Origin of the sequence: Arthrobacter sp. AQ5-05 (genome assembly GCF_003287975.1) — a bacterium.
GTDB lineage: Bacteria > Actinomycetota > Actinomycetes > Actinomycetales > Micrococcaceae > Paeniglutamicibacter.
This window is the reverse complement of the sequence record NZ_QMKQ01000005.1, coordinates 110274-132717: the sequence shown is the minus strand read 5'-3', so window position 1 is coordinate 132717 and position 22444 is coordinate 110274. Positions and strand designations below refer to the sequence as shown.

Below are 22444 nucleotides of genomic sequence, written 5' to 3'. Positions count from 1 at the left end.
ACACCCGGCAGGCGGTGAAATGCCGTCGCCTGGTTGGTGGCGTAGCGGAATCAGGGAAAAGGCCACGGGAAGACTAGGCTGGTTCGGTGCTGATTCTGCTTCCGCCCTCCGAGGGCAAACAACCTGCCGGGAACGGCTCCCCGTTCAACCCCGACGAGCTGCAGTTCCCCGAACTGAACCCGCACCGCCATGAGCTGTTGATGGCACTGGCAGCGGTGTCGGGCGCCGAAGACGCGCTCGAGGTGCTCGGTGTGGGCAAGTCGTTGGTTGCCGAGGTGACACGCAACATCGAATTGCATAGAGAGCCGGCGGCCGCCGCCCACACTGTATACACCGGCGTGCTCTTCGAAGCGCTGGGCTACGAGCGGCTCGATGCCGAGGCCCGCGAACGTGCGGATTCAAGCATCCTGGTGATTTCCGCGCTCTGGGGAGCCGTCGGATTTGCCGACCGGATTCCTGCATACCGGCTGTCGATGTCCGTGAAGCTCCCCGAGATCGGAAAACTGGCCAGCTGGTGGAAGCCCAAGCTGACGCCGGTGCTCCAGGAACGGGCCGGAGGTTCATTGGTGGTTGATTGCCGCTCCAGCACCTATGCCGCCGCGTGGGTTCCACCGGCGGCCAACACCGTCAGCGTCTCGGTGTTCCAGCTGCGCGGCGGGGTGCGCAAGGTCGTGTCCCACTTTGCCAAGCACACGCGCGGGGAGTTGGCCTCGCACCTGCTGACCCGCGGTGCCGCGGTCACCACTCCGGAGGAACTGCTGGCCGCCGCGTGTGAACGCTGGGAAGCCGAACTGGAACCCGGCACTGCGCGCAGGGCGCACCAGCTTAACATCATCCTGCCCGAGGACCACGCCTTCAGGGCCGTCGGAAACTAGCTTGCGGGGTCGGACCCCGTGCCATCGGCGCCCGGTGCATCGGCAACGAGTTCGATCTCAAACCCGGCCGGGTCCTCCAGATAGGACGCATAGTGCGACGGCCCACCGGCATGCGGGTGGGCCTCGGCAAAGAGCAGCGCAAAGCCGCGGGACAGCGCCTGCGAAGTGAGCTCGTCGACCCTGCGGCGCGATCCGGCACCGAAGGCCAGGTGGTTGACGCCCGGCGCCTTCCGTCGGTGTGGTTCTTCGAGCACATCGGGACCCGATTCCAGCACGATGTAGTCATGCGCCCCGACGTAGCTGGTTCCGCCCTTCCAGGAATCCCCCGGCGTGTAGCCAAGTTCCTGGAACAGCCAGCCGAGCGTGGCCCGGGAAGCGTCCAGGTCGCGGACCCAGATCTCCGTGTGGTGCAGCCGACCGGAACGGGGCGCACTCACCGAGTCCCGGGCCGCGTGGGGGCCTATGCTCCCCATTCGTCGCTGCGCACCAGGATGGCGCCGGTGTCGGGGCAGAAGACCAATTCGTCGGCAGGTGCCGCCTTGATCTCGCCCAGGTCACCCGCGGACAACGCGATGCCGCTGGCCTCGGAAGTTCCGTGGAAGAGGCGGGCCGCACCGATGCCGTTGCGGGTGCGCAGCCGCTCATAGATGGTGATCAGTGCCTCGTCGAAGGTGGCCACCAGCGTGGCACGGGCAGCCCGGGATTCGGCAAGCTGGTCCTGCAGCGCTGCAACGGCGGCATCTCGGCGGGCCAGGTGCTCCGCGTGCTCGCCGGTCCGGGTGGCGGTGAGCGACTGCGCCTCGGCGGCCCGCTCCTGCACGTCCTCAAGGGCGGACATGAGCTCAAGCTGGGTGTCTTCAAGGTCGTTGCGGCGGGCGGTGAGCGAGTCGATTTCGTGGGACAGCGCCATCAGGTCCTGGTGCGTGCCGGCGCCGGCATCGATGCGTTTCTGGTCCTTCCCGATGTGGGCAACGACCTTTTCGACCGCCAGCTCGGATTCCTTCAGTGCCGCGGCCGCGGCATCGACCTCGAGCTGCACCTCGGCCTGCGCTGCGCGGGCTTCCGTGAGGGAGGCCTGGGCCGCAGCGAGTTGTGCGTCGGCGGTGGCCTCGGCGATCTGGCGATTGAGCTTGGTGGCCTGCGAATCCAGTGCCGCCACGTCCAAGAGTCGAAGCTGTTCCGCCGGTGCTGCCTTTGCCATGGTGTCCTCCGCTGTGCGCGCCGTGGCGCGACCGTTCCTGGTGAGCCTTGGCGATCAGTGATCGCCTAGCCACAACCCTAGTCAGTATGGGAACGTCGTGGTGATTGTGACCCGCCGAAGTCTGCCGGTGGCGGGCGCAGTCCGGCCGGGATGGCCCGAGTCGGGCGTGGCTGGCCGGTGGCCCGGCATTTCGCAAGGGCCTTCGCTTCGGCAGGAGTCGAGTTTCAGGCGGCTGCGGCTTCGGGGTGGAAGACCCAGTTCCGCCTGGGACTTTGGAGCGGGTCGCGGGACTTGGGCAGCACGACGTGCGGGATCCCGTCCACGACCTGGATGCTGAAGTGTCCCGCATGGAAGGCGGTGTGGCACAGGATGCACAATAGGAGCCCGTTGGACACCGTGGTCTTCCCGCCTTCGGAGAAGGGCTTGATGTGGTGGACCTCGGTGCGGTGAACCGGCATGGAGCAACCGGGGTTGGCGCAGCCGCGGTCGCGTACGGCGATGGCACGTTTCTGGCCTTTGGTGAAAAAGCGCTTGCGCCGGCCCAGATCCAGGGGTTGGCTTTCCCCGCCCACGACCACCGGAGTGATCCCCGCGTTGCAGGCCATGCGGCGGGCGGCGGCGGCGGAGATGTACTGGCCGTGGCTGGTGAACCCGGCGGTTTCCAGGGCTCCGGTGAGCGCGGCGTAGTCGATCGTGACCAAAAGCTCGATGCGGGAGTTCAACGGCATCCCGGGGTCCGTGGCGGCAGGGTCCATCCAGGCGCGCAGGGCCTCGAACAAGGCTGTGGAGAGGCGTTGGGCGCGGCGCCTGGCATTGGCCTCGTCGCGGGTCTCGCCGGGGTACTGGTCGTTGTCGGGAAGCCCGTAGGGGTTGGCGCAGGGCAGGGGCTTGCCGACGTCGTTGAATCCCGCGCGGGGGCGCTGGCCGGCGGGGGTGCCGGGGTTGGCGGCCCAGTCGGGAATCGGAGGGGCGTCCTCGACGCGTTCGATGGACTCGGCGGCGCCGCAAATACCCGGGAATCCCGCCTCGTCGAAGAGCGCGGGTTGGGAGGCGGGTTCCGGGGAGCCGGGCGCGCCGGAGGCGGTGCGCGGATTGTTCAGGTCGTCGGCCAGCGTGCAGAGGAATTCGTGGCCCTCCGCGTCGGTGGTCAGTTCCCAGAGGTGCCCGGCGGGTCGGAGGCCACGGTAGCGCAACCCCTCGAACCGGGCCCTTGCGGCCTCCTGCCGTTCAATGCTGGTGTGTCCAAGGTCGATGGCCGCCTGCTTGAGGAACTTGCCGACGGCTGTCTCGTCGGCGGTGTGCAGGGTGCTGGCAACCTGTTCCTCCAGCGCGGCGCGGGCCGCCTCCGGGTCCGGTTGCGCTTCAAGGGTCGGTTCAAGCGCCGCCAACTTCGCCGCGGCATTGGCCAGGGCCTTCGGATCAGAGGAGCCAATGACCAGCTCCCGGCCAAGGTGCGGGAAGGCCGGCGGCAACGTGGTGCCGTCCGGGCCGGGGTGCTCCATGAGACGGGCATGGGTGCAGACGCGGTGGGCGGCCTGGAAATAGCTCAGGTGCAGCTGGTTCTTGAGGAATTCTGCGGTGTCGCGGTGCAGGGACTTGCGGTCGGGGCCGGTCACCGCATCTGCCGGCAGCCCGGAGGCGCCGGCTGCGAAGCCGACCGGGTCTTCGAGCACGCGATTGGTTTCGACCAGGGGTGCCTCGGTGAGGGTGTGGACCTCGGCGGCCTCGCAGGTGCCGGCGGCCAGCACCTGCCCATAGGACCCGGTGCGGAAGAGCCCTTCTGCCAGTCGCGCCAGCGCCGCCGCCCGGACCGGGGATCCGGCCGCCGAGGCGGCGGCCTCCTCCAGCAGGCGGCGGGCGAGAAGGTCCACGATGCTGAGCAGGCGCAGCGGATCGACGGGGGTGCCGGGCCCGGAATCTTCTCCGGTGCCCGCCCCCAGGGCCCCGCCGAGTGCGGCGAGGGCCGTATCGATGATGCCGGCCGGGATGTCCATGGATCCATGGTGCTCCCCCGCTTCGGCGCCCGCCACCGCCTGCGGCAAAGCTGTGGACAACCTGCGAAGGCACTCCGGGGGGCCGGGAACGGCGCGGACGCAAAAGATGCGGTGCGCGCTCCGCCGCTCCCGGATGCCCCGGGCGGGAACCGCGCACCGCATCGAGGCGGGTGGGTCGGGAAAGACGGTTAGGGGGTGAGGATGAAGTCCCAGGGGTCGGTGTTGATCGCCGAGACGCCGATTTCCACGTCGTGCCCCAAATCATGGAGCACGTTCTTCAACGCGTCGGCCGCGGTGGGCAGCCAGAGCCACTCCGAGGCGAAGTGGGAGACATCGATAAGGTAGGGCTTGCCGTTCAGCGCGGCCTCGCGGGCCTCGGAGGCCGGATGGTGGCGCAGGTCGGCGGTGACGTACACGTCGGCCTCGGAGGCGCGGACCGCATCGAAGAGCGAATCCCCCGCCCCGCCGCAGACGGCGACCTTGCGCACGATCCCGGCGCGTTCCCCCGCCACGCGCACTCCCCCGGCCACCGCAGGCATCGCGGAGAAGACGCGGGAGGCGAACTCGTGCAGCTGCAGCGGCTCGGGCAGCATGCCGACCCGGCCGATGCCTTCCTCGGGCAGCCCGTCCCTGGAGGGCGCCAACGGCTGGGTCTCGGTGAGCCCGAAGATGTCCGCCAGCACGTCGGAAACCCCGCCGATCGCCGAATCGGCGTTCGTGTGGGCGGTGACCAGTGCGCAGCCGGATTCGATGAGCAGGTGCACGGCCTCGCCCTTGAACCCGGTGGCGGCCACGGAGTTGACGGGCTTGAGCAGCAGCGGGTGGTGGGTGATCAACAGGTCGGTGCCGCGGGCCACCGCATCGGCCACGACCTCCAGGGTGGGATCCACGGCGAACATGATCCGCTTGACGGGCCGCTCGGGGCGACCGACGACGGGTCCCACCGAGTCCCAGGGCTCGGCCAGCGACGCGGGCCAGAGTTCCTCGACGGCGACGAGCACTTGTCCGAGCGTGGGGGTGGACAGGGGCGCTTCGTCCCCGGCCGGTGCCGGATCGGGGGCCTCGGGATCCGGGCCCGGGGCTTCGGTGTCGTGTTCCTGCTGCGCGACGGGGACCTCGGCGGTGCCCGGTCCGGGGTTGGGCTCGGTTGCCGTGGCGGTGCCGGCGGCACCGGGCCCCTCGGGGTCCGCAGCCATGTTTGCGGTGTCGGCGGATGCTGGCTGGGCCGAACCGGGCCCGGAGACGATACGCATGCCGTGCGGCTGCTGCTTGTTGCTCTGCATGCCTCTACCGTAACTGCAGCGGCCCGGATTGGACGCATGTGCGGCGGGGAAAATGCCCGGGCGCGTGCCTCGAGGAGCCGCGGAATCGGCCCGGGAATGAAATCCGGGCGCCGGCGCTTGAACACAGATGTGAACGACTTCTCGATTTCCAGCACCCCCGTCCGCTTCCCGCCCCGCACGCAGGGCCCCGACGGGCAGTTCCTGAGCACCTTTGTGCTGGCCGGGGGCTGTTTCTGGTGCCTGGATGCGGTCTACCAGCGCACCCGCGGGGTGTCCTCGGTGATCTCCGGCTACACCGGCGGATGGGACCCGGCACCGCAGTACCGCACGGTGTGCGGCGGCAATACCGGACACGCCGAGGCCGTTGCCGTAACATTCGACCCCGCGGTGGTTCCGGCCGACGTCATCTTGGACATGTTTTTCACCACCCACGACCCCACCACGCTGAACCGCCAGGGCTATGACGTGGGCACGCAATACCGCTCGGCGATGTTCCCGCTGGATGCCGCGCAGGAGGCGTTGTTCCGCGAAAGCGCGGGAAAGTTCGCGCAACTCTACCCGGATCCGCTGGTGACCACGTTTGAGGAACCTGCAGACTTCTTCGTGGCCGAGGGGATCCACCAGGACTACTACAACCGCTTCCCCTCGGAGGGCTACTGCCGCGTCATCATCGACCCGAAGCTGGCCAAGGCGAGGAAATATTACGCAACATGGCTCGATGAGCCCGCCGCCGACCGGTCCTGACTAGGCTTGTGGATCAAGGACCCCGGCGCGCCGCAACGCCCCGGAGCCCAGCTGCACGCCCTATCCCGCACCGCTTGACCCCAAGGACTAAAGGACACCATGTCGAAGATCTACAACGACGTCACCGAAATTGTTGGCCGCACCCCGCTGGTGCGCCTGAACCGGCTGGCTGCCGGGCTGCCGGGCAATATCGCGGTGAAGCTGGAATTCTACAACCCTGCCAACTCGGTCAAGGACCGCATCGGCGTGGCCATCGTTGACGCCGCCGAGGCTTCCGGTGAATTGCGCCCGGGCGGCACCATCGTCGAGGGCACTTCGGGCAACACCGGCATCGCGCTGGCCATGGTCGGCGCGGCCCGTGGCTACAAGGTGGTGCTGACGATGCCCGAGACCATGAGCACCGAGCGCCGCGTGATGCTGCGCGCCTTCGGCGCCGAGATCGTGCTGACCCCGGGCTCCGAGGGCATGCGCGGCGCGGTGGAGAAGGCCAAGGAAATCGTCGCGACCACCGAGAACGCGATCTGGGCGCAGCAGTTCGCCAACGCAGCCAACCCGGATGTGCACGCAACCACCACCGGCCCGGAAATCTGGAACGACACCGACGGCGAAATCGACATCTTCGTTGCCGGCATCGGCACCGGCGGCACCATCACCGGCGCCGGACGCTACCTCAAGGAGCAAAAGCCGGGACTGCAGGTCGTCGCGGTGGAGCCGAAGGACTCGGCGATCCTCAACGGCGGCAAGCCCGGCCCGCACAAGATCCAGGGCCTGGGCGCCAACTTCATCCCCGAGGTGCTGGACACCGAGCTGTACGACGAGGTGCTCGACGCCTCGATCGACGACTCGGTCGCCATTGCCCGCGCGCTGGGCACGCAGGAAGGCATCCTGGGCGGCATCTCCGGCGGCGCCGCCGTCTGGGGCGCCCTGGAAATCGCCAAGCGCGAGGAAAACGCCGGCAAGCTCATCGTTGCGGTGATCCCCGACTTCGGCGAACGCTACATCTCCACGCTGCTCTTCGACGACATCCGTGGCTAAGACAGCTGATCCGGGCAGCGCCGGGGGCCGGGCGCGGGAAACCGCCGCCGGCCCCGGCGCCGACGCGGGTTTCACCCGCGGTGGGCCGGCCGGTGGCCGGGACGCCGCACAAACAAAGGCCAAGGTGTGAGATTCCTTTCCCGACTAGCCGAAGACCTGCGCGGGGCAAGTGCGCATGATCCCGCGGCACGCGGCAAGACCGAAAACTTCCTGGCCTACTCCGGTCTGCATGCGATCTGGATCCACCGGCTGACGCACCGGCTGTGGCAAAACCCGCGCCTGCGTTTCCCGGCGCGGCTGATTTCCCAGGCCGGCCGGTTCCTGACCGGGATCGAGATCCACCCCGGGGCGACCATCGGGCGGCGCTTCTTCATCGACCACGGCATGGGCGTGGTGATCGGGGAGACCGCGGAGATCGGCGACGACGTGATGATCTACCACGGGGTGACCCTGGGCGGGCGGTCGCTGGCGAAGGTCAAGCGCCACCCGACCATCGGGGACCGCGTGGTCATCGGTGCCGGCGCGAAGGTGCTGGGCCCGATCGTGATCGGTGCGGACTCGGCCATCGGCGCCAATGCCGTGGTGGTCAAGGACGCCCCGGCGGATTCGATCATCACCGGGATCCCGGCGAAGAACCGTCCGCGCACCGCGGAGGAACACGCACCCGCGGTGGACCCGGCCGAGTACATCGACCCGGCCATGTGGATCTAGCTCCACCCCGGCCCCCGGCAGCAACTCCCGCGCGGCGGGCGGAACGTTCCCCTTTACGGGGATCGTGTTCCGACCGCCGCGTGCGTTAAGCGCAAGGTTCTTGCCTGGGGTTCCAGGGTGTGGTCGAGGCTTGGGAACAGGGCCGGGAGGACGCCGGGGATTCCCGGGACACGGGGAAGGGAGAGCCGGTGGAACGCCGCCGACACACGGCCGAGGTCGTGCCCGAAACCAGGCACGCCGCGTTCATCCGCGCCCTGGGCGGGGCAGTCGCGATCGAGTACGTGGTCCGGCCGGTGCGCACGGGCACCTACGCCACCGAGATCGGCTTCCCGTTCATGGTGGGCCGCGACGTGCTCGGTTCCGTGCTGGGACGCGGCGGGGGCACCGGCGGGTTCCGGGTCGGGCAGGCGGTGGACCCGCTCGGCGGCCGTCTCGGTGCGCCAGGGCGCGGCGACGGCGTACCTGGGACCGGTGCCCGGGAGGCCGCCTGGGTTGCGGGGCTGGGCGCCGAAACCCGGGCGGGGCAACCGGGGTTGCAGGATCGGTGTTCCGGGATTGCCCGGGGAGCATGCCGGTCAACGAACAGTCCCGTTTGCCGCGCATCGGCGGAAAGAACGTGCACAGCGCGGGGCTCCATGGGAACCCGGCACCGGCACCGGGACGGTGTACCGCCGGGACGGTTCCCTGCACGGGTTTGCACTGGGCAACGCCACGGTTGGCTATCTGGCCGCCCACCGGAGGCTTGGGCGGCTGCCCCTGCACGAGATCGGCGGGAAGATCGTGCCGGTGCCCGGGACCCGGTAGCCGGCGGGGACTGCGGCTCAGGCCGGTCGCTGTTCCGGGCTGGTGGTCTTGGCCGGGTCGCGCTCGATGGAGTCCCCCAGCGCCGCATCGATGTCGGCCATCATTTCCGGCGGGATCACCACGCCCGAGGCCAACACGTTCTCGGCAACCTGTTCCGGGCGCGAGGCGCCGATGATGGCGGAAGCCACGTTGGGGTTCTGCAGCACCCAGGCGATGGCCAGCTGCCCCATCGCCAGGCCCAGCTCCGCGGCGATGGGACGGAGCTTCTGCACGCGTTCGAGCACCGTGGCATCCATCAGCCGGGCGATGGTGTTCATCCCGCCCTTCTCGTCCGTGGCCCGGCTTCCGGCCGGCGCGGGCTTGCCCGGGAGGTATTTTCCCGACAGCACCCCCTGGGCCATGGGCGACCAGACGACCTGCGACATGCCCAGTGCCCGTGAGGCCGGGACGACCTGCGCCTCGATCACGCGCCAGATGGCCGAGTACTGCGGCTGGTTCGACACCAGGGCGAACCCCTCTTCCTTCGCCAGCGCCTGGCCCGCGCGCAGCTGCTCGGCGTTCCACTCGGAGACCCCGATGTACAGGGCCTTGCCGGAGCGCACGACGTCGGCAAAGGCCGAGATGGTTTCCTCCAGGGGCGTCTGGTGGTCGAAGCGGTGGGCCTGGTAGAGGTCGACGTAGTCCATTTGCAGGCGCCGCAGCGAGCCGTTGATGCCCTCCATGATGTGCTTGCGCGAAAGCCCGGTGTCGTTGGGCCCCTTGGGTCCCACGGGCCAGTAGACCTTGGTGAAGACCTCCAGGGACTCGCGGCGCCGGTTCTTCAGCGCCGCTCCGAGCACCTGCTCGGCGGCGCCGTTGGCGTAGACGTCGGCGGTGTCGAAGGTGGTGATGCCCGCCTCCAGGGCCGCGTTCACGCAGGCGGTGGCCACGTCGTTGTCAACCTGGGAGCCGTGGGTCAGCCAGTTGCCAAAGGTGATTTCGGTGATCTTGAGCCCCGAGGCCCCGAGGAAGCGGTAGTCCATGGGGCAGAGCCTATGCCCGCGCCGCGGGCCGGACAAGGACCCCGGGTGTCAGTCGGCCAGGGCGAGGTATTGGTGGGTGAAGGCGATGGACATGCCGCCCTCCCCGACGCCCGCGGCCACGCGCTTGACCGAACCCGAGCGCACGTCCCCGATCGCGAAGATCCCCGGCACGCTGGTTTCCAGGGCAAACGGGCGGCGCGCCTGGTCCCACGCCGCGGCGTCGGCGGCGTCCGGCCCGGTGAGGATGAAACCGTGGCGGTCGCGCACGATGTGCGCAGGCATCCACCCGGTGACGGCATCGGCGCCGATCATCACGAACACCGCCGGGCTCGGCCGCAGCGTGCTGGTGCCGCTTGCGGTGTCCAGGACCTCGATGGCGTGCAGGGTCTTGTCCCCCTCCAGCGCGGCGATCTGGCAATTGGGCTGCACGTGGATGGCGGCGGTGGCCTCGATCTGCTCGATGAGGTAGCTGGACATCCGGGAGGCCAGCGAGGGCCCGCGCAGCAGCATCGTGACGGTGCGGGCATGCCGGGAAAAGAAGATCGCCGCCTGTCCGGCCGAATTTCCCGCCCCGACGATGAAGATGTCCTGGCCCTGGGCCAGCGGCGCGTCGCTGTGCGCCGCCCCGTAGTACAGGCCGTTGCCCAGGAAACGCTCGGCCCCTGGGATGGTGAGCGTGCGCCAGGCCACGCCGGTGGCCGCGATCAGCGCCCGGGCCAGCAGCGTGTCTCCCCCGTCGAGCACGACCCGGCGGGTGTCGGCGTCGATGCCGCAGGCGGTTCGGGTGACGACGATTTCCGCACCCAGCCGGTTGGCCTGGATCAGCGCGCGCGAGGCCAGGTCGTCCCCGGAGATCCCGTAGGGGAAGCCGGTGTAGTTTTCGATGCGGGTGGAGGTCCCGGCCTGCCCGCCGGGTGCCAGCTGCTCGATGACCACGGCGCGCAGGCCCTCGGCCGCGGCGTTGACGGCGGCGGTCAGCCCGGCCGGTCCCCCTCCAAGGATCACCACGTCGTAGTCGGTCGCGGCCGGCACCACCTCAAGCCCCACCGCCTTGGCCGCGATGCGCATCGGCGGGTCCGCGTACCGGGTGCCGTCGCGCAGCTCGAGCACCGGGTACACCTGCCCGTCCTCCGGGGCCTCGAGCGTGGTGTTCTCGAAGGCGACGTGGTTGCGGGTCAGGAAGGTGGACAGTTCGCGCACCTTGGCATGGCGCCGCGGACCGATCACGCGGGCCACCGCATCGGGTTTTTCGGCCGCGAGCTCCTGCAGGGAGTCGAGGTAGCGCCTGGCCAGCGAACCGATCTTCTCCGGGACCGCCGGTGCCATGGCGGCCAGCGTGAAGTAGCCGGCCACGTCGAGCTTGATGATCCTCGCCGCCCCGGAAGCACGTCCGCTGGCCGGGAAGTTGGTGCTCAGGGTCAGCGGGACCTCGCCGAAGAACTGGCCGGGCTTGCGGGTGCCGATGACCCGTTCAATGCCGGCGACCACCTTGGTGATCTCCACCAGGCCCTCGATGACCACGATCAGGGCGCGTTCATCGCCCTCGTGCAGGAAGTATTCCCCGTCCAGCAGGTGGATGTCTTCCACGGCCCCGGCCAGGTAGCCCAGCACTTCCGGGGGCAGCGGGGCGAAGGTCTTGACCGTGCGCAACTCGTCGATGCCGATCATCGGGGGCCGGCCCCGGGTTCGTTTCCGGGCGCAGTCATCACTGGTGTTGCGTGCTGCGGGCACCGACTCATGCCCCGAATCTATGCCTGCCGGGGTGCTTGGTCAATGGATCGGTGGGAGTGGCGGCATGGCGGGAGTTTTTCGCACCCGGTCCACCCTTGGATACCTGCTTCACGGGACTCCGGCTGTCCGGGCCGGGCACGGCAGACGGATACCTCTTACGGTCGGGGATCGTCGGCAGGGGAAACGCGGTCGAGGGCTCTCAGGTCCTGCCGCGGAACCGGAGATTCCGGATGGCCGGAACCTGGCCGCATATCCGGGGAAATCTCGAAGGAAGGCCCATTGGCCAGCCATGCATCGGCGTCGTTGAAAGTGAGGTGTTCCGGCGGAGAATGGCGTTCGGATTCCACCGGCATGGTGCCGCCCGTGGTGTCGTTGACAATGACGTCGATGGTCCGAATATCCCTGCGCGACCGAGAGGCCATCAGCTCCTCCTGGGAGCTCGTTGTCGGCTGGGCATGGAGGCACGCGCTCGACCAGGATCCGTGTTCAGCGGATCAACCGCAGCATCGATCCGGTCATTGACACCAAGGACCCTGGCGACCATCGGAAAGTTTTCCAATTTGGCCCCCGTGCCCCGCTCCAGCTTGATCAAGGTGGATCGGGAGATGTTGGCCCGTTCGGCGACCAGCTCCTGGGAAAGCCCACGGATGATGCGCCAATCGCGCAGGTGCACACCGAGCCGTTCCATTTCCGTCACCTCAACCACCTAACGTAGCCATGGACAAACCTTGGCGTTGACAATGTTTGCATATAGATGCATTGTCCCGTCTTTTCGACGGCGTTCACCCGTCCCAAAACAGGTCAGCATTCCCTCCAGGCACCTCCACGGTTCCCCAAAAAGCAGGGGGCGGCGCTTCCGGGAGAACCGGGAGCACCGCCCCCTGGGGGAAGCAGGTGAAGGCTAGTGGGTGTCTTCGGCCTCGATTTCGGTCTTGTCGCCGCTCCACTGGGTGTGGAACGAGCCGGCGGTGTCAACCCGGTTGTAGGTGTGCGCACCGAAAAGGTCGCGCAGGCCCTGGGTCAACGCGGCCGGCAGGCGCTTGCGGCGCAGGCCGTCGTAGTAGGCCAGCGAGGAGGAGAACACCGGCACCGGCACGCCCAGCTGGACGGCGGTGGCGACCACGCGGCGCCAGGCCGGAACCGCGGCGGCGATGGCCTCGGCGAAGGCCGGGGCGAAGAGCAGGTTCGCCGGCTTCTCATCGGCGGCGTAGGCCTTGGTGATGTCGGCCAGCAGTGCGGCGCGGATGATGCAGCCCTCCCGCCACAGCGAGGCGATCTCGTCGAGCTTCAGGTCCCAGTTGTATTCCTTGCCCGCGGAGGTGAGCATGTCCAGGCCCTGGGCGTAGGAAACCAGCTTGGAGGCGAAGAGCGCCTGGCGCACGTCCTCAACGAAGTTCTCGCCCAGTTCCACGGCGATCTCGTTGCCGATGAGCACCTCCTGGCCGATGGCGCGCTGGTCGCGCTGCGAGGACAGGCCGCGGGCGAACACCGACTCGGCGATGGCCGAGGTCGGGGAGCCCAGGTCCAGGGCGGACTGCACGGTCCAGCGGCCGGTGCCCTTCTGGCCCGCCGAGTCGACGATGACATCGACCAGCGGCGCCCCGGTCTTGGCGTCGACATGGGCCAGGACCTCGGCGGTGATCTCGATGAGGAAGGAGGCCAGCTCGCCCTTGTTCCACTCGGTGAAGATTTCCGCCTGGGCCGCGGGCTCGAGGCCTGCGCCGCTGCGCAGCAGGTCGTAGGCCTCGCCGATGACCTGCATGTCGGCGTACTCGATGCCGTTGTGGACCATCTTCACGAAGTGCCCGGCACCGTCGGTGGAGATCCAGGCGCAGCAGGGGGCGCCGTCGATGGCCTTGGCGGAGATCTTTTCCAGCATCGGTCCCAGCGCGTCGTAGGACTGCTTCGAGCCGCCGGGCATGATCGAGGGGCCCAGCAGGGCGCCCTCCTCGCCACCGGAGACCCCGACGCCCACGAAGTGCAGGCCCTTGGTCGCCAGGGCTGCCTCGCGGCGGCGGGTGTCCACGAAGTTGGAGTTGCCGCCGTCGATGATGATGTCGCCCTCCTCGAGCAGCGGCACCAGGGAGTCGATGACCGAGTCGACGGGGCCGCCGGCCTTGACCATGATCAGCACGCGGCGGGGAACCTCGAGGCTCGCGACCAGTTCCTCCATGGTCTCGGTGCGGATGAAGTCGCCCTCGTCGCCGTGGGCCGCCAGCAGGGCGTCGGTCTTGGCGACCGAGCGGTTGTGCAGTGCGACGGTGTATCCGTTGCGGGCGAAGTTCCGGGCGAGGTTTGCGCCCATGACGGCTAGGCCGGTGACGCCAATCTGTGCAGGCATGAAGTCTCCATCGTTGCGATTTTGCTGGGCCGGGCGGATACCGGCACGAAAGAGCACCGGGCACGGCTCCGTGACTTCTTTCCACTTTAGTTTGTCCGGTGTGCCCATTGCCAGACGAACACGCGCCGTTGCCTTAAGTTGCCCCGGAAATACGCGCTTTTGTCCGTGGTCACCGGCGAGTTTGTGCCACGGAATACCGATAAGGTTGGAACATGCCCAAGTCTTTGCACCAACGCGCGGTTGAACACGTCGGAAGCCGCATCGTCGACGGTTCCATACCCGCCGGCGAGGTGATCCTTGCCGCCGAGCTGGAAAGCGAACTGGGCGTCTCGCGTTCGGTCATCCGCGAGGCGGTACGCGTGCTGGCCTCGGCCGGGCTGGTGGTTTCCACCAAGCGCGTCGGGATCCGGGTGCTGGGCGCCGAGGACTGGAACCCCTTTGACCCGCTGGTGATCCGCTGGCGGCTGGCCGGGGACGGCCAGGGTGCCCAATTGCGTTCACTGACCGAACTGCGCGTCGCCGTCGAACCCATGGCCGCGGAACTTGCCGCGGAGCATGCGCCACCGGAATTCTGCGGCGAGCTGCTGAACCTGGCTGCGCGGATGCGCCATGCCGGGCGCTCCGGGGACCTGAAGTCCTTCTTGGAGCTGGACATCCGCTTCCACGCGATGGTGCTGGCGGCCTCGGGCAACGAGATGTTCGCGAACCTGGCCAACCCGATCGCCGAGACGCTGCGCGGGCGCACCGAACTGGGCCTGATGCCCGAGCGCCCGCACGAGGAGGCGCTGGCCTGGCACCAGGCTGTGGCCGATGCGATCTCGGCGCATGAGCCGCACCTGGCACGCAAGTCCATGGAATTGATCATGCGCCGCACCAACGAGGAGATCTGCGGGGTCTGGGCGCACGCCCCGCGCCTCTTCCCGCAGCCGCGCGCCTAGCTTGCCCCCGCGCCCCAGCCAGTGAAGCTGGCGGTGGAATGAACGAGGCAGGAACAATGCGATGAATGGGGATGGCCCCAGGCCTCTGGTCCAGCTGGCAGGGCCGCCGGAGCACTGCACCCATCGGATCCAGCAGTCGCCGAGCTCGTCGGACAGGCCGTTTGGGCGGTGTGCAACCCGGCGGAACGCGGGGAACCGATCCCGGCACGGGCACAACCGGGCCTTAGGCAACCACGGCGGCCGGCTTGGTGTTCCCGCCCCGGCCAGAGACAAGGGGGTGGGTGTTGCTCCCTGCGGGGTTATGCTGGGGCCATGGTCAGGTTCCTTGTGGTTACCGGATTATCCATCCTGACGGCGCTGTCGGTGCTGTTGGCCGTGCTGGTCGGGGCAGGCTGGTGGGTTGCGGTTGGCGTATTCGGAGTGCTCTTGCTGCTCGCCTTCCGGGACGTGGTGCAGAGGAAACACTCGATCCTGCGCAACTACCCGGTGATCGGGCACCTGCGTTTCATGCTGGAATATATCCGGCCGGAGTTGCAGCAGTATTTCATCGAGCGCAACTATGACGGCCGTCCCTTTGACAGGGATACCCGGTCGCTGATCTACGAACGGGCCAAGGGCACAAACGAGGAACAGGCATTCGGCACGGAACGCGATGTCAATGAGGTCGGATACGAATACCTGGTGCATTCCACCGCGCCTCTTGAACCGCCGCAGGAATCCCCCCGGGTGCATATCGGAGGACCCGAATGCAGGCAGCCCTATGACATGTCGTTGCTTAACGTCTCCGCGATGAGCTTCGGGGCACTTTCCGCCAACGCCTTGCTGGCCCTGAACAAGGGTGCGGCCATGGGTGGATTCGCCCACGACACCGGCGAAGGCGGACTGAGCGAGTACCACCTGCGCCATGGCGGGGACCTCGTCTGGGAAATCGGCAGCGGCTACTTTGGCGCCAGGACCAAGGATGGGCACTTCGACCCGCAGCTTTTTGCCGACAACGCGGCGCACACGTCGGTGAAATGCGTGTCACTCAAGCTCAGCCAGGGAGCCAAACCCGGCATCGGCGGAGTCTTGCCCGCAGGAAAGGTCACCGCGGAGATCGCCGAAACCCGCAACGTGCCCCAGGGAGTGAAGTGCGTCAGTCCCGCCGCGCACCGGGTGTTCTCGACGCCGCGCGAACTCATCACGTTCGTGGCCGGCATGCGGGAACTGGCCCAGGGGAAGCCCGTTGGCTTCAAATTGTGTGTCGGTTCGCGCAGCGACCTATTGGCCATCTGCAAGGCAATGCTCGCCGAAGGAACCACCCCGGACTTCATCATCGTCGACGGTTCCGAGGGCGGCACCGGCGCCGCCCCCATGGAATACGAGGACCACATGGGAACGCCGCTGACCGAAGGACTGATGATGGTCCACAACGCATTGGTCGGCACCGGGCTGCGCAGCAAGATCCGGGTGGGCGCCTCTGGCAAGGTCGCCACAGGCACCGACATCGTCAAGCGGATCATCCAGGGTGCGGACTACACCAATGCCGCCCGCGCCATGATGATGGCCACCGGCTGCATCCAGTCACAACGGTGCCACACCAACAAGTGCACCGTGGGCGTGGCAACGCAGGATCCCCGCCGCGCCAAGGCGCTTGACGTGGAACTCAAGAGCCACCGGGTGCAACGCTTCCAGGAGGCCACGGTCAGCGAGGCGCTGCGCATGATCGCGTCGATGGGCGCCAACGGCCCCGGGGAACTCACCCCGGAGATGCTTCGACGCAGGATCGGGCACCTTGACACCAAGTCGTATGCCGAGCTCTACGACTGGATGGAGCCGGGGGAACTGCTCTCCGAGGTCCCCGAAACATGGGCCCAGGACTGGGCGACGGCATCGCCGGATGCCTTTGGCGCACGCTACGGAACAAACGGGAGGACAAAGACATGAGCACCGTCGCAGCGATGGTTGTCGAGGCGCTGGCCTGCCTGGGCGTGAAGACCGTGTGGGGCGTGGTGGGAGACGCCCTCAATCCCCTGACCGATGCGATCCGCACCCACGGGGGAATCGAATGGATAGGGGTGCGGCACGAGGAGGTCGCCGCGTTTGCCGCCGGCGCCCAGGCCCAACTGACCGGGACCCTGGGGGTGTGCGCGGGCACCGTCGGACCCGGATCGATCCACCTGCTCAACGGCCTCTACGACGCGAAGAAATCCCATGCGCCGCTGCTGGCGATCTGCGGGCAGGTGCCCAGCGGGGAAATCGGGTCCGATTTCTTCCAGGAGGTCAACAACGATGTGATCTTCGCCGACGTGGCGCTGTTCGCGCACACCGTGACCTCCGTGGCACAAATGCCGTACCTGCTGGAACAGGCCGTCAACGCCGCGCTGGCCGGCCGCGGCGTCGCGGTGCTGAGCATCCCCGGGGACATCGGCGGCGCGGAACTGCCGAAGGAGGCGATCCCGCGGTTCGTCGACGTCGCGGCTCCCGTCGCCCCGCACCCCCAGGTGCTGGAGAGCGTCGTGACGGAACTGAACGAGGCGCGCCGCATCACGATGCTGGTGGGCGCCGGCGCACGCGGCGCGCGGGAACTGGTGCTGGCCACCGCACGGAAACTCGCCTCCCCGATGGTGCTTACGCTGAAGGCCAAGGAGGGGCTTGAGGAAGCGAACGAGTTCCAGGTGGGCCAGGCCGGGCTGATCGGGAACCCGGCGGCCGCCCACGCGCTGGAGCGCTGCGAGGTGCTCTTGATGGTGGGCACCGACTTCCCGTACCGGGACTCCTACCCGTCGGGCAAGACGGTCATCCAGATCGATGCGGCCGGTGCACACATCGGGCGGCGCACACCGGTGGATGTGGGGGTCGTCGGCGATGCCGGGCTCGCCCTGGCGGGGTTGCTGCCGCTGCTGGAAACCAAGACCGACCAGAGCCACGTGCTCGATGCACGGACCCGCTACCTGGCCTGGACCAAGCGGCACCTCTCGCTGGCGGATCCGGAGCACGACACGCACCTCACCGGGCGGGTGCGGGCCATCGCGGACAACCCGCGGCACGCGATCCGGCCCGAGGCCGTGGCCGCCGCCGTCGACAGGCTCGCCGGAGAGGACACCATCTTCACCTCGGACACCGGCATGTCCACGGTGTGGCTGGCACGCTACGTCACGATGCGCGGGACCAGGCGGCTGCTGGGTTCCTACAACCTGGGCTCGATGGCCAACGCCATGCCGCAGGCGCTCGGGGCCAGCGCGCTTGACCGCACGCGCCAGGTGGTTGCCTTCTGCGGGGACGGCGGGCTGAGCATGCTGATGGGCGACCTGCTCACCGCCGTGGCCTACGATTTGCCGGTGAAGCTGGTGGTGTTCAACAACGGCCGGCTCGGCATGGTGAAGCTGGAGCAGGAGCAGGCCGGACTGCCCGAATTCGGCACGGTGCTGGCGAATCCCGATCTGGCCGAGGTGGGACGGGCCTGCGGGCTGCACGGCATCCGGGTGGCGGATCCGGGCGGGCTGGAGGCCGCGATCTCCGAGGCACTGGCACACGACGGGCCGGTGCTGCTGGATGTTGTGACAAACCCCGACGAGGTCTCGATCCCGCCGGACACCAAGATCGGCCAGGCGTTGGGGTACGCGAGCGCCAGGCTCAAGGAGTCCCTGGCAAACCGTTCCGGTTCCTGACCCGCGGGCACACGGCCGGGCCGCGGAAAGCCAGGGGAAAGCGAAGGCGCCGTCCTGTTCCCCCCTGGGGGAGACCTGGACGGCGCCTTGCATCTTGCGGGTGCAACCGGGAATTTTCCCGATACGGTCCGGCTAGAACCTCAGCAGGACCTTTCCGGATTCGGCGGAGTTCCTCGCCGTTTCAAACGCCGCCAGGGCGTCGTCAACGCCGAATTCGTGGGTGACGACGGCCGCGACATCCAGGGTGCCGTCGGCCAGCGCGGTGAGCACCTGATCGATCTCGTCGTTGAAGCGGAAGGAACCGGCCAGCTCGAGTTCGCGGGTGATGGCCAGGGAGATCAGCGCGGGCTGTTCGCCCGAGGGCAGCAGCCCGACCATCACGACCCTCCCGCCGCGCATCGCGCCGCGGATGGCCGAGGCCAGGCCGCGGTGATTGCCGCTGGCCTCGATGACCACGTCGGCTTCCACCGCGGCGATGGCTTCGACGTCGTCGGCCTTCAGGGTGGCGGTGGCGCCCGCCGCGGCGGCGATTTCCAGCGGGTAGTCAAACATGTCAACCGCGATGATCTCGGCAGCCCCGGCGCGCTTGAGCACCGCTACGGCCAACGCGCCGATGGGACCGGCGCCGATCACCATGACGCGCTTGCCGGCAACCTCGCCGGCGCGGGCCACGGCGTGCCAGGCCACCGCGGCGGGCTCGGCCAGCGCGGCATCGCGCAGCGAGAGCCCGGCGGGAAGTTCGCGCAGCATCCGGGCCGGCAGGTTCACGGTGGTGGCAAACGCGCCCTCGGTGTGCGGGTAGCGGGCCGCGGAGCCCAGGTAGGTGCAGCCCGGGGACAGGTTGGGCCGCTCCTCCGGGTAGCGCGCCCCGGTGCCGTCGGGGGTGGCGGGGTGCACCGCCACGGCGGTGCCCGCGGCGGGCCCGGTGCCGTCGGCCGCTGCCACCGTGACGGTGCCGACGATCTCGTGGCCCAGGATCATGGGTGCCTTGAGGATGGACTCCCCCGCCGCGCCATGGCTCCAGTAGTGCAGGTCCGAGCCGCAGATCCCGCCGTAGGCGATGGCGATCTGCGCCTCGTGCGCCGCGGGTGCCGGAACCTCGATGGTTTGAACGCGCAGGTCGCCCGCCGCGTGGGCGACGACGGCGGTGGCGGTGGTGTTAGACGACAACTGTCATTCCTCCGTCGATGAAGATGGTCTGGCCGTTGACGTAGTCCGAGCCGTCCGAGGCCAGCCACACGGCCGGTCCGGCCAAATCGGCCACCGTGCCCCAGCGCCCGGCCGGGGTGCGGCCCAGGATCCAGGAGTTGAACTTTTTGTCATCGACCAGGTTCTGGGTCATTTCGGTGTGGATGTAGCCCGGGGCGATGCCGTTGATCTGCAGACCTGCCCCCGCCCATTCCGCGGTCATCGCGCGGGTCAGGTTGCGCAGCCCGCCCTTGGCCGCGGTGTAGGCGGCAATGGTGGGGCGGGCCAGGTCCGTCTGCACCGAGCAGATGTTGATGATCTTGCCCGCCCCGCGCTCGAGCATTCCCCGGGCGGCCTCGCGGCCCACCAGGAACGCGCTGGTCAGGTTGGTGTCCAGCACGCGCTGCCAGTCGGCAACATCGAGCTCGAGCAGCGGGACCCGGTGCTGGATGCCGGCGTTGTTCACCAGGATGCGGATCGGACCGACCTCGGCCTCGATCGCTGCGATGCCGCCGGCCACGGCCGCGGCGTCGGTCACGTCGAACGCGTAGGAGAAGATGCGTGCCTGCCCAAAGCGTTGCGCGAACTCGGCGGCGGTTGCCGCCAGCGTCTCGGCGTTGCGCCCGTGCAGCACGATGGTCGCGCCGGCATCCGCCAGGCCCGCGGCAAGTTGCTTGCCTATGCCGCGCGAGGAACCGGTGACCAGCGCGATGCGGCCGGTGAGGTCAAAGAGGTTGCTGCCCATGGATCTTCCTTGGTTGGGGGTGCGAGTCGTACGCAGGTGGAGTCTATCTAGAAGGCCGTGGCGATGGCGTAGATCAGGTACGCGATGGCGAAGCCGATGACACCGACCAGTGCCTGTCCGACGGTCCAGACCTTCAGCGTGGTCTTGACGTCCATGCCGAAGAAGCGGGAGACCAGCCAAAAGCCGGAGTCGTTGACGTGCCCGGCGAACACCGAGCCGGCGGCCAGGGCGAGCACGATGGCCACGACCTCGATCTGGTTCAGGTCGGCGTTGCCCACCACGACGGGCTGGATGATGGCCGCGGCGGTGGTCAGGGCCACGGTGGCCGAACCCTGGGCGACGCGCACCACGGCGGCGATGATGAAGCCGGCGACGATGATCGGCAGGCCCAGGGCGTCAAGCGAGTCGGCCACGGCATCGCCGATGCCGCTGGCGCGCAGCACCGCACCGAACATGCCGCCGGCGCCGGTGATCAGGATGATCGAGCAGACCGGGCCGAGCGCGGAATCGACCACGGTCTCGACGAGGGTCTTGTCCTTGTTCTGCTTGTAGCCCAGCAGGTACATGGCCAGAAGGACGGTGATGAGCAGGGCGATCGGGGTTTCGCCGACCAGGCGCAGGATCTGGACCCACTGGGCTCCCTTGTCCACGATTCCGGCCGAGGCCAGCGTGTTCAGTCCGGTGTTCATGAAGATCAGCACCAGCGGCAGCAGCAGCAGGGTCACCACGGTGCCCAGCTTCGGCGTGGAGGCGAAGTCGTGCTGTTCCTGCTTGCTGCCGGCGAGGATGTCGGGGATGGCGATGTTGAACTTGCGGCCCACGTACTTGCCGTAGAGGTGGCCTGCGAAGTACCAGGTCGGCAGCGCGACAACGAGGCCCAGCAGCAGGACCAGGCCGACGTTGGCCTCGAGCAGGCCGGAGGCCGCCACCGGGCCCGGGTGCGGCGGCACGAAGATGTGCATGACGGAGAAGGCGGTGGCTGCCGGGAAGGCGTAGCCCAGGAAGGAGCCGCCCAGGCGGCGTGCCACGGTGAAGATGATCGGCAGCATGACGACCAGGCCGGCGTCGAAGAAGATCGGGAAGCCGAAGAGCAGCGAGGCGATGGACAGTGCCAGCGGTGCGCGCTTCTCGCCAAACTTGTTGATCAAGGCATTGGTCAGCACCTCGGCGCCGCCGCTGGTCTCGAGCATGCGCCCGAGCATGGCGCCCAGGCCGACGAGCAGGGCCACGGAGGCCAGGGTTCCGCCGAAGCCGCCGGTCAGTGTCGGTATCACCGATGCCACCGGGAGCCCGGTGGCCACCGCGGTCAGCAGCGAGATGACGACCAATGCCACGAACGCGTGGATGCGCCATTTGATAATGAACAGAAGCAGCAGCAGGATCGCGCCCACGGCGATGGAGAGGAGCGCAGGGGTGCCCAGCGTCCAGTTCATGACTAACTCGTCGGTCATCATTGTCCTTCGAAAGGTGTAAGTGGTCTCGGGTGATGGGGTGGAACCGAATGGCTCCGGGGTGTTACGGGGTGTTCAGGGCCTTGGCCACCTGGGCCACGATTTCCTCGGGGCTGAGGCTGACATCGACTTCGATGGCGGCCTCGTCCGGCTCGATGGCCTCGAGGGTGTTCAGCTGCGAGGCCAGCAATGTCGGGGGCATGTATTCGTGGCTGCGTTCATCCAGGCGGTGCTGGATGAGATCGGCCGTGCCGCGCAGGTGGATGAAGACGGTGGACGGCTCGTGGCCGCGCAAGAGGTCCCGGTAGCTGCGCTTGAGTGCCGAGCAGGCGATGACCGCCGGCGTCCCGTCCTGGGCGCTGTCGGAGAGTTCCTCTCCGATGGTTGCGAGCCAGGGCTTGCGGTCGCCGTCGTTGAGCGGGTGTCCTGCAGCCATCTTTTCCTTGTTGGATGCGGGGTGCAGGTCGTCTCCGTCGATGAACACCGAACCGAGCTTCTCGGCCAGCAGCCGCCCCACCGTGGATTTTCCGCATCCGGAAACGCCCATAACTATCATGGGCGGGTAGGCAGGGCTGTTCATCGTCACTCCATCGTGGAACCAGGCTAATGTCGGACATAACTACGTGATCTTCGGCATAAATATGATTTATACAGACTAGGGCCCGCGCGGCCGGAGTGTCAACAGGGGGCATTGCTCCACTCTTTTTAACAACCTCGGCAACCTCCGGATC

The 22444-nt window shown here is 68.2% G+C and carries 19 protein-coding genes; 7 read left to right on the top strand and 12 right to left on the bottom strand.

Going from position 1 to position 22444, the window contains the following annotated elements:
- Positions 1 to 86: 86 nt before the first annotated feature.
- Positions 87 to 875, top strand: coding sequence for a YaaA family protein (locus DQ353_RS07405; protein ID WP_113762132.1), 789 nt, complete (start codon positions 87 to 89; stop codon positions 873 to 875).
- On the opposite strand, the gene DQ353_RS07400 is transcribed toward DQ353_RS07405, so the two are convergent.
- The 4 genes from DQ353_RS07400 to DQ353_RS07385 all read right to left on the bottom strand — a co-directional run bounded on the left by DQ353_RS07400 (position 872) and on the right by DQ353_RS07385 (position 5353).
- On the bottom strand, positions 872 to 1312 hold the full coding sequence (locus DQ353_RS07400; protein WP_286166671.1) for a VOC family protein: 441 nt from the start codon (positions 1310 to 1312) through the stop codon (positions 872 to 874). The two genes, DQ353_RS07405 and DQ353_RS07400, sit on opposite strands and share 4 nt — an antisense overlap.
- A gap of 23 nt (positions 1313 to 1335) precedes the next feature.
- On the bottom strand, positions 1336 to 2076 hold the full coding sequence (locus DQ353_RS07395) for a zinc ribbon domain-containing protein (RefSeq protein WP_113762130.1): 741 nt from the start codon (positions 2074 to 2076) through the stop codon (positions 1336 to 1338).
- A gap of 224 nt (positions 2077 to 2300) precedes the next feature.
- Positions 2301 to 4070, bottom strand: a complete 1770-nt coding sequence (locus DQ353_RS07390) for an HNH endonuclease signature motif containing protein (protein ID WP_113762129.1) — start codon at positions 4068 to 4070, stop codon at positions 2301 to 2303.
- Positions 4071 to 4258: 188 nt separating this feature from the next.
- Positions 4259 to 5353 (bottom strand): Nif3-like dinuclear metal center hexameric protein, encoded by a 1095-nt coding sequence (locus DQ353_RS07385; protein ID WP_286166670.1) that lies wholly within the window; start codon positions 5351 to 5353, stop codon positions 4259 to 4261.
- Positions 5354 to 5554: 201 nt separating this feature from the next.
- Here DQ353_RS07385 and msrA point away from each other — a divergent pair, with 201 nt between their 5' ends.
- From msrA to epsC, 3 genes are all read left to right on the top strand, one after another.
- Positions 5555 to 6097, top strand: a complete 543-nt coding sequence (gene msrA / locus DQ353_RS07380; protein ID WP_113762179.1) for a peptide-methionine (S)-S-oxide reductase MsrA — start codon at positions 5555 to 5557, stop codon at positions 6095 to 6097.
- Between the two features lie 99 nt (positions 6098 to 6196).
- Positions 6197 to 7132, top strand: coding sequence for a cysteine synthase A (cysK, locus tag DQ353_RS07375; protein WP_113762128.1), 936 nt, complete (start codon positions 6197 to 6199; stop codon positions 7130 to 7132).
- 126 nt (positions 7133 to 7258) lie between these two features.
- Positions 7259 to 7843 carry a serine O-acetyltransferase EpsC gene (epsC, locus tag DQ353_RS07370; RefSeq protein WP_113762127.1) on the top strand — a complete coding sequence of 195 codons (585 nt, stop codon included), beginning with the start codon at positions 7259 to 7261 and terminating at the stop codon, positions 7841 to 7843.
- An 821-nt stretch (positions 7844 to 8664) separates the two neighbouring features.
- Here the strand turns inward: epsC and DQ353_RS07360 are convergent.
- From DQ353_RS07360 to gnd, 4 genes are all read right to left on the bottom strand, one after another.
- Entirely contained in the window at positions 8665 to 9669 is a 1005-nt protein-coding gene (locus DQ353_RS07360; protein WP_113762125.1) for an aldo/keto reductase family protein, read from the bottom strand.
- Between the two features lie 48 nt (positions 9670 to 9717).
- Positions 9718 to 11400, bottom strand: a complete 1683-nt coding sequence (locus tag DQ353_RS07355; RefSeq protein ID WP_286166669.1) for an FAD-dependent oxidoreductase — start codon at positions 11398 to 11400, stop codon at positions 9718 to 9720.
- 421 nt (positions 11401 to 11821) lie between these two features.
- Positions 11822 to 12088, bottom strand: a complete 267-nt coding sequence (locus DQ353_RS07345; RefSeq protein WP_113762122.1) for a helix-turn-helix domain-containing protein — start codon at positions 12086 to 12088, stop codon at positions 11822 to 11824.
- A 213-nt stretch (positions 12089 to 12301) separates the two neighbouring features.
- Complete coding sequence (gnd, locus tag DQ353_RS07340; protein WP_113762121.1) at positions 12302 to 13741, bottom strand: NADP-dependent phosphogluconate dehydrogenase; 1440 nt, start codon at positions 13739 to 13741, stop codon at positions 12302 to 12304.
- 212 nt (positions 13742 to 13953) lie between these two features.
- Here gnd and DQ353_RS07335 point away from each other — a divergent pair, with 212 nt between their 5' ends.
- The 3 genes from DQ353_RS07335 to DQ353_RS07325 all read left to right on the top strand — a co-directional run bounded on the left by DQ353_RS07335 (position 13954) and on the right by DQ353_RS07325 (position 18329).
- Positions 13954 to 14679, top strand: coding sequence for a FadR/GntR family transcriptional regulator (locus DQ353_RS07335; RefSeq protein ID WP_113762120.1), 726 nt, complete (start codon positions 13954 to 13956; stop codon positions 14677 to 14679).
- Positions 14680 to 14991: 312 nt separating this feature from the next.
- Complete coding sequence (locus tag DQ353_RS07330) at positions 14992 to 16605, top strand: FMN-binding glutamate synthase family protein (protein ID WP_113762119.1); 1614 nt, start codon at positions 14992 to 14994, stop codon at positions 16603 to 16605.
- Positions 16602 to 18329 (top strand): thiamine pyrophosphate-dependent enzyme, encoded by a 1728-nt coding sequence (locus tag DQ353_RS07325; protein ID WP_113762118.1) that lies wholly within the window; start codon positions 16602 to 16604, stop codon positions 18327 to 18329. Before DQ353_RS07330 ends, DQ353_RS07325 begins: the two co-directional genes overlap by 4 nt.
- A gap of 132 nt (positions 18330 to 18461) precedes the next feature.
- Here the strand turns inward: DQ353_RS07325 and DQ353_RS07320 are convergent, their stop codons facing one another.
- The 4 genes from DQ353_RS07320 to DQ353_RS07305 form a co-directional block, all read right to left on the bottom strand.
- Positions 18462 to 19499, bottom strand: a complete 1038-nt coding sequence (locus DQ353_RS07320) for an L-idonate 5-dehydrogenase (protein ID WP_113762117.1) — start codon at positions 19497 to 19499, stop codon at positions 18462 to 18464.
- Positions 19489 to 20262, bottom strand: coding sequence for an SDR family oxidoreductase (locus tag DQ353_RS07315; protein WP_113762116.1), 774 nt, complete (start codon positions 20260 to 20262; stop codon positions 19489 to 19491). The genes DQ353_RS07320 and DQ353_RS07315 overlap by 11 nt, the downstream gene beginning before the upstream one ends.
- 47 nt (positions 20263 to 20309) lie before the next feature.
- Positions 20310 to 21713: a GntP family permease gene (locus DQ353_RS07310; protein WP_220093983.1), complete on the bottom strand. Its 1404-nt coding sequence runs from the start codon at positions 21711 to 21713 to the stop codon at positions 20310 to 20312.
- A gap of 64 nt (positions 21714 to 21777) precedes the next feature.
- The gene (locus DQ353_RS07305; protein ID WP_113762114.1) at positions 21778 to 22293 is read right to left on the bottom strand and encodes a gluconokinase; all 516 of its coding nucleotides are present in this window, start codon (positions 22291 to 22293) and stop codon (positions 21778 to 21780) included.
- Positions 22294 to 22444: the final 151 nt, after the last annotated feature.

What these genes read in the sequence shown, in the direction of transcription:
- DQ353_RS07385 (WP_286166670.1), bottom strand. Translation starts at nt 5,353, where the DNA reads ATGCAGAGCAACAAGCAGCAGCCGCACGGCATGCGTATCGTCTCCGGG.
- DQ353_RS07305 (WP_113762114.1), bottom strand. Translation starts at nt 22,293, where the DNA reads ATGAACAGCCCTGCCTACCCGCCCATGATAGTTATGGGCGTTTCCGGA.
- DQ353_RS07310 (WP_220093983.1), bottom strand. Translation starts at nt 21,713, where the DNA reads ATGACCGACGAGTTAGTCATGAACTGGACGCTGGGCACCCCTGCGCTC.
- DQ353_RS07315 (WP_113762116.1), bottom strand. Translation starts at nt 20,262, where the DNA reads ATGGGCAGCAACCTCTTTGACCTCACCGGCCGCATCGCGCTGGTCACC.
- DQ353_RS07325 (WP_113762118.1), top strand. Translation starts at nt 16,602, where the DNA reads ATGAGCACCGTCGCAGCGATGGTTGTCGAGGCGCTGGCCTGCCTGGGC.
- DQ353_RS07360 (WP_113762125.1), bottom strand. Translation starts at nt 9,669, where the DNA reads ATGGACTACCGCTTCCTCGGGGCCTCGGGGCTCAAGATCACCGAAATC.
- DQ353_RS07345 (WP_113762122.1), bottom strand. Translation starts at nt 12,088, where the DNA reads ATGGAACGGCTCGGTGTGCACCTGCGCGATTGGCGCATCATCCGTGGG.
- DQ353_RS07330 (WP_113762119.1), top strand. Translation starts at nt 14,992, where the DNA reads ATGGTCAGGTTCCTTGTGGTTACCGGATTATCCATCCTGACGGCGCTG.
- DQ353_RS07395 (WP_113762130.1), bottom strand. Translation starts at nt 2,076, where the DNA reads ATGGCAAAGGCAGCACCGGCGGAACAGCTTCGACTCTTGGACGTGGCG.
- gnd (WP_113762121.1), bottom strand. Translation starts at nt 13,741, where the DNA reads ATGCCTGCACAGATTGGCGTCACCGGCCTAGCCGTCATGGGCGCAAAC.
- DQ353_RS07390 (WP_113762129.1), bottom strand. Translation starts at nt 4,070, where the DNA reads ATGGACATCCCGGCCGGCATCATCGATACGGCCCTCGCCGCACTCGGC.
- cysK (WP_113762128.1), top strand. Translation starts at nt 6,197, where the DNA reads ATGTCGAAGATCTACAACGACGTCACCGAAATTGTTGGCCGCACCCCG.
- DQ353_RS07335 (WP_113762120.1), top strand. Translation starts at nt 13,954, where the DNA reads ATGCCCAAGTCTTTGCACCAACGCGCGGTTGAACACGTCGGAAGCCGC.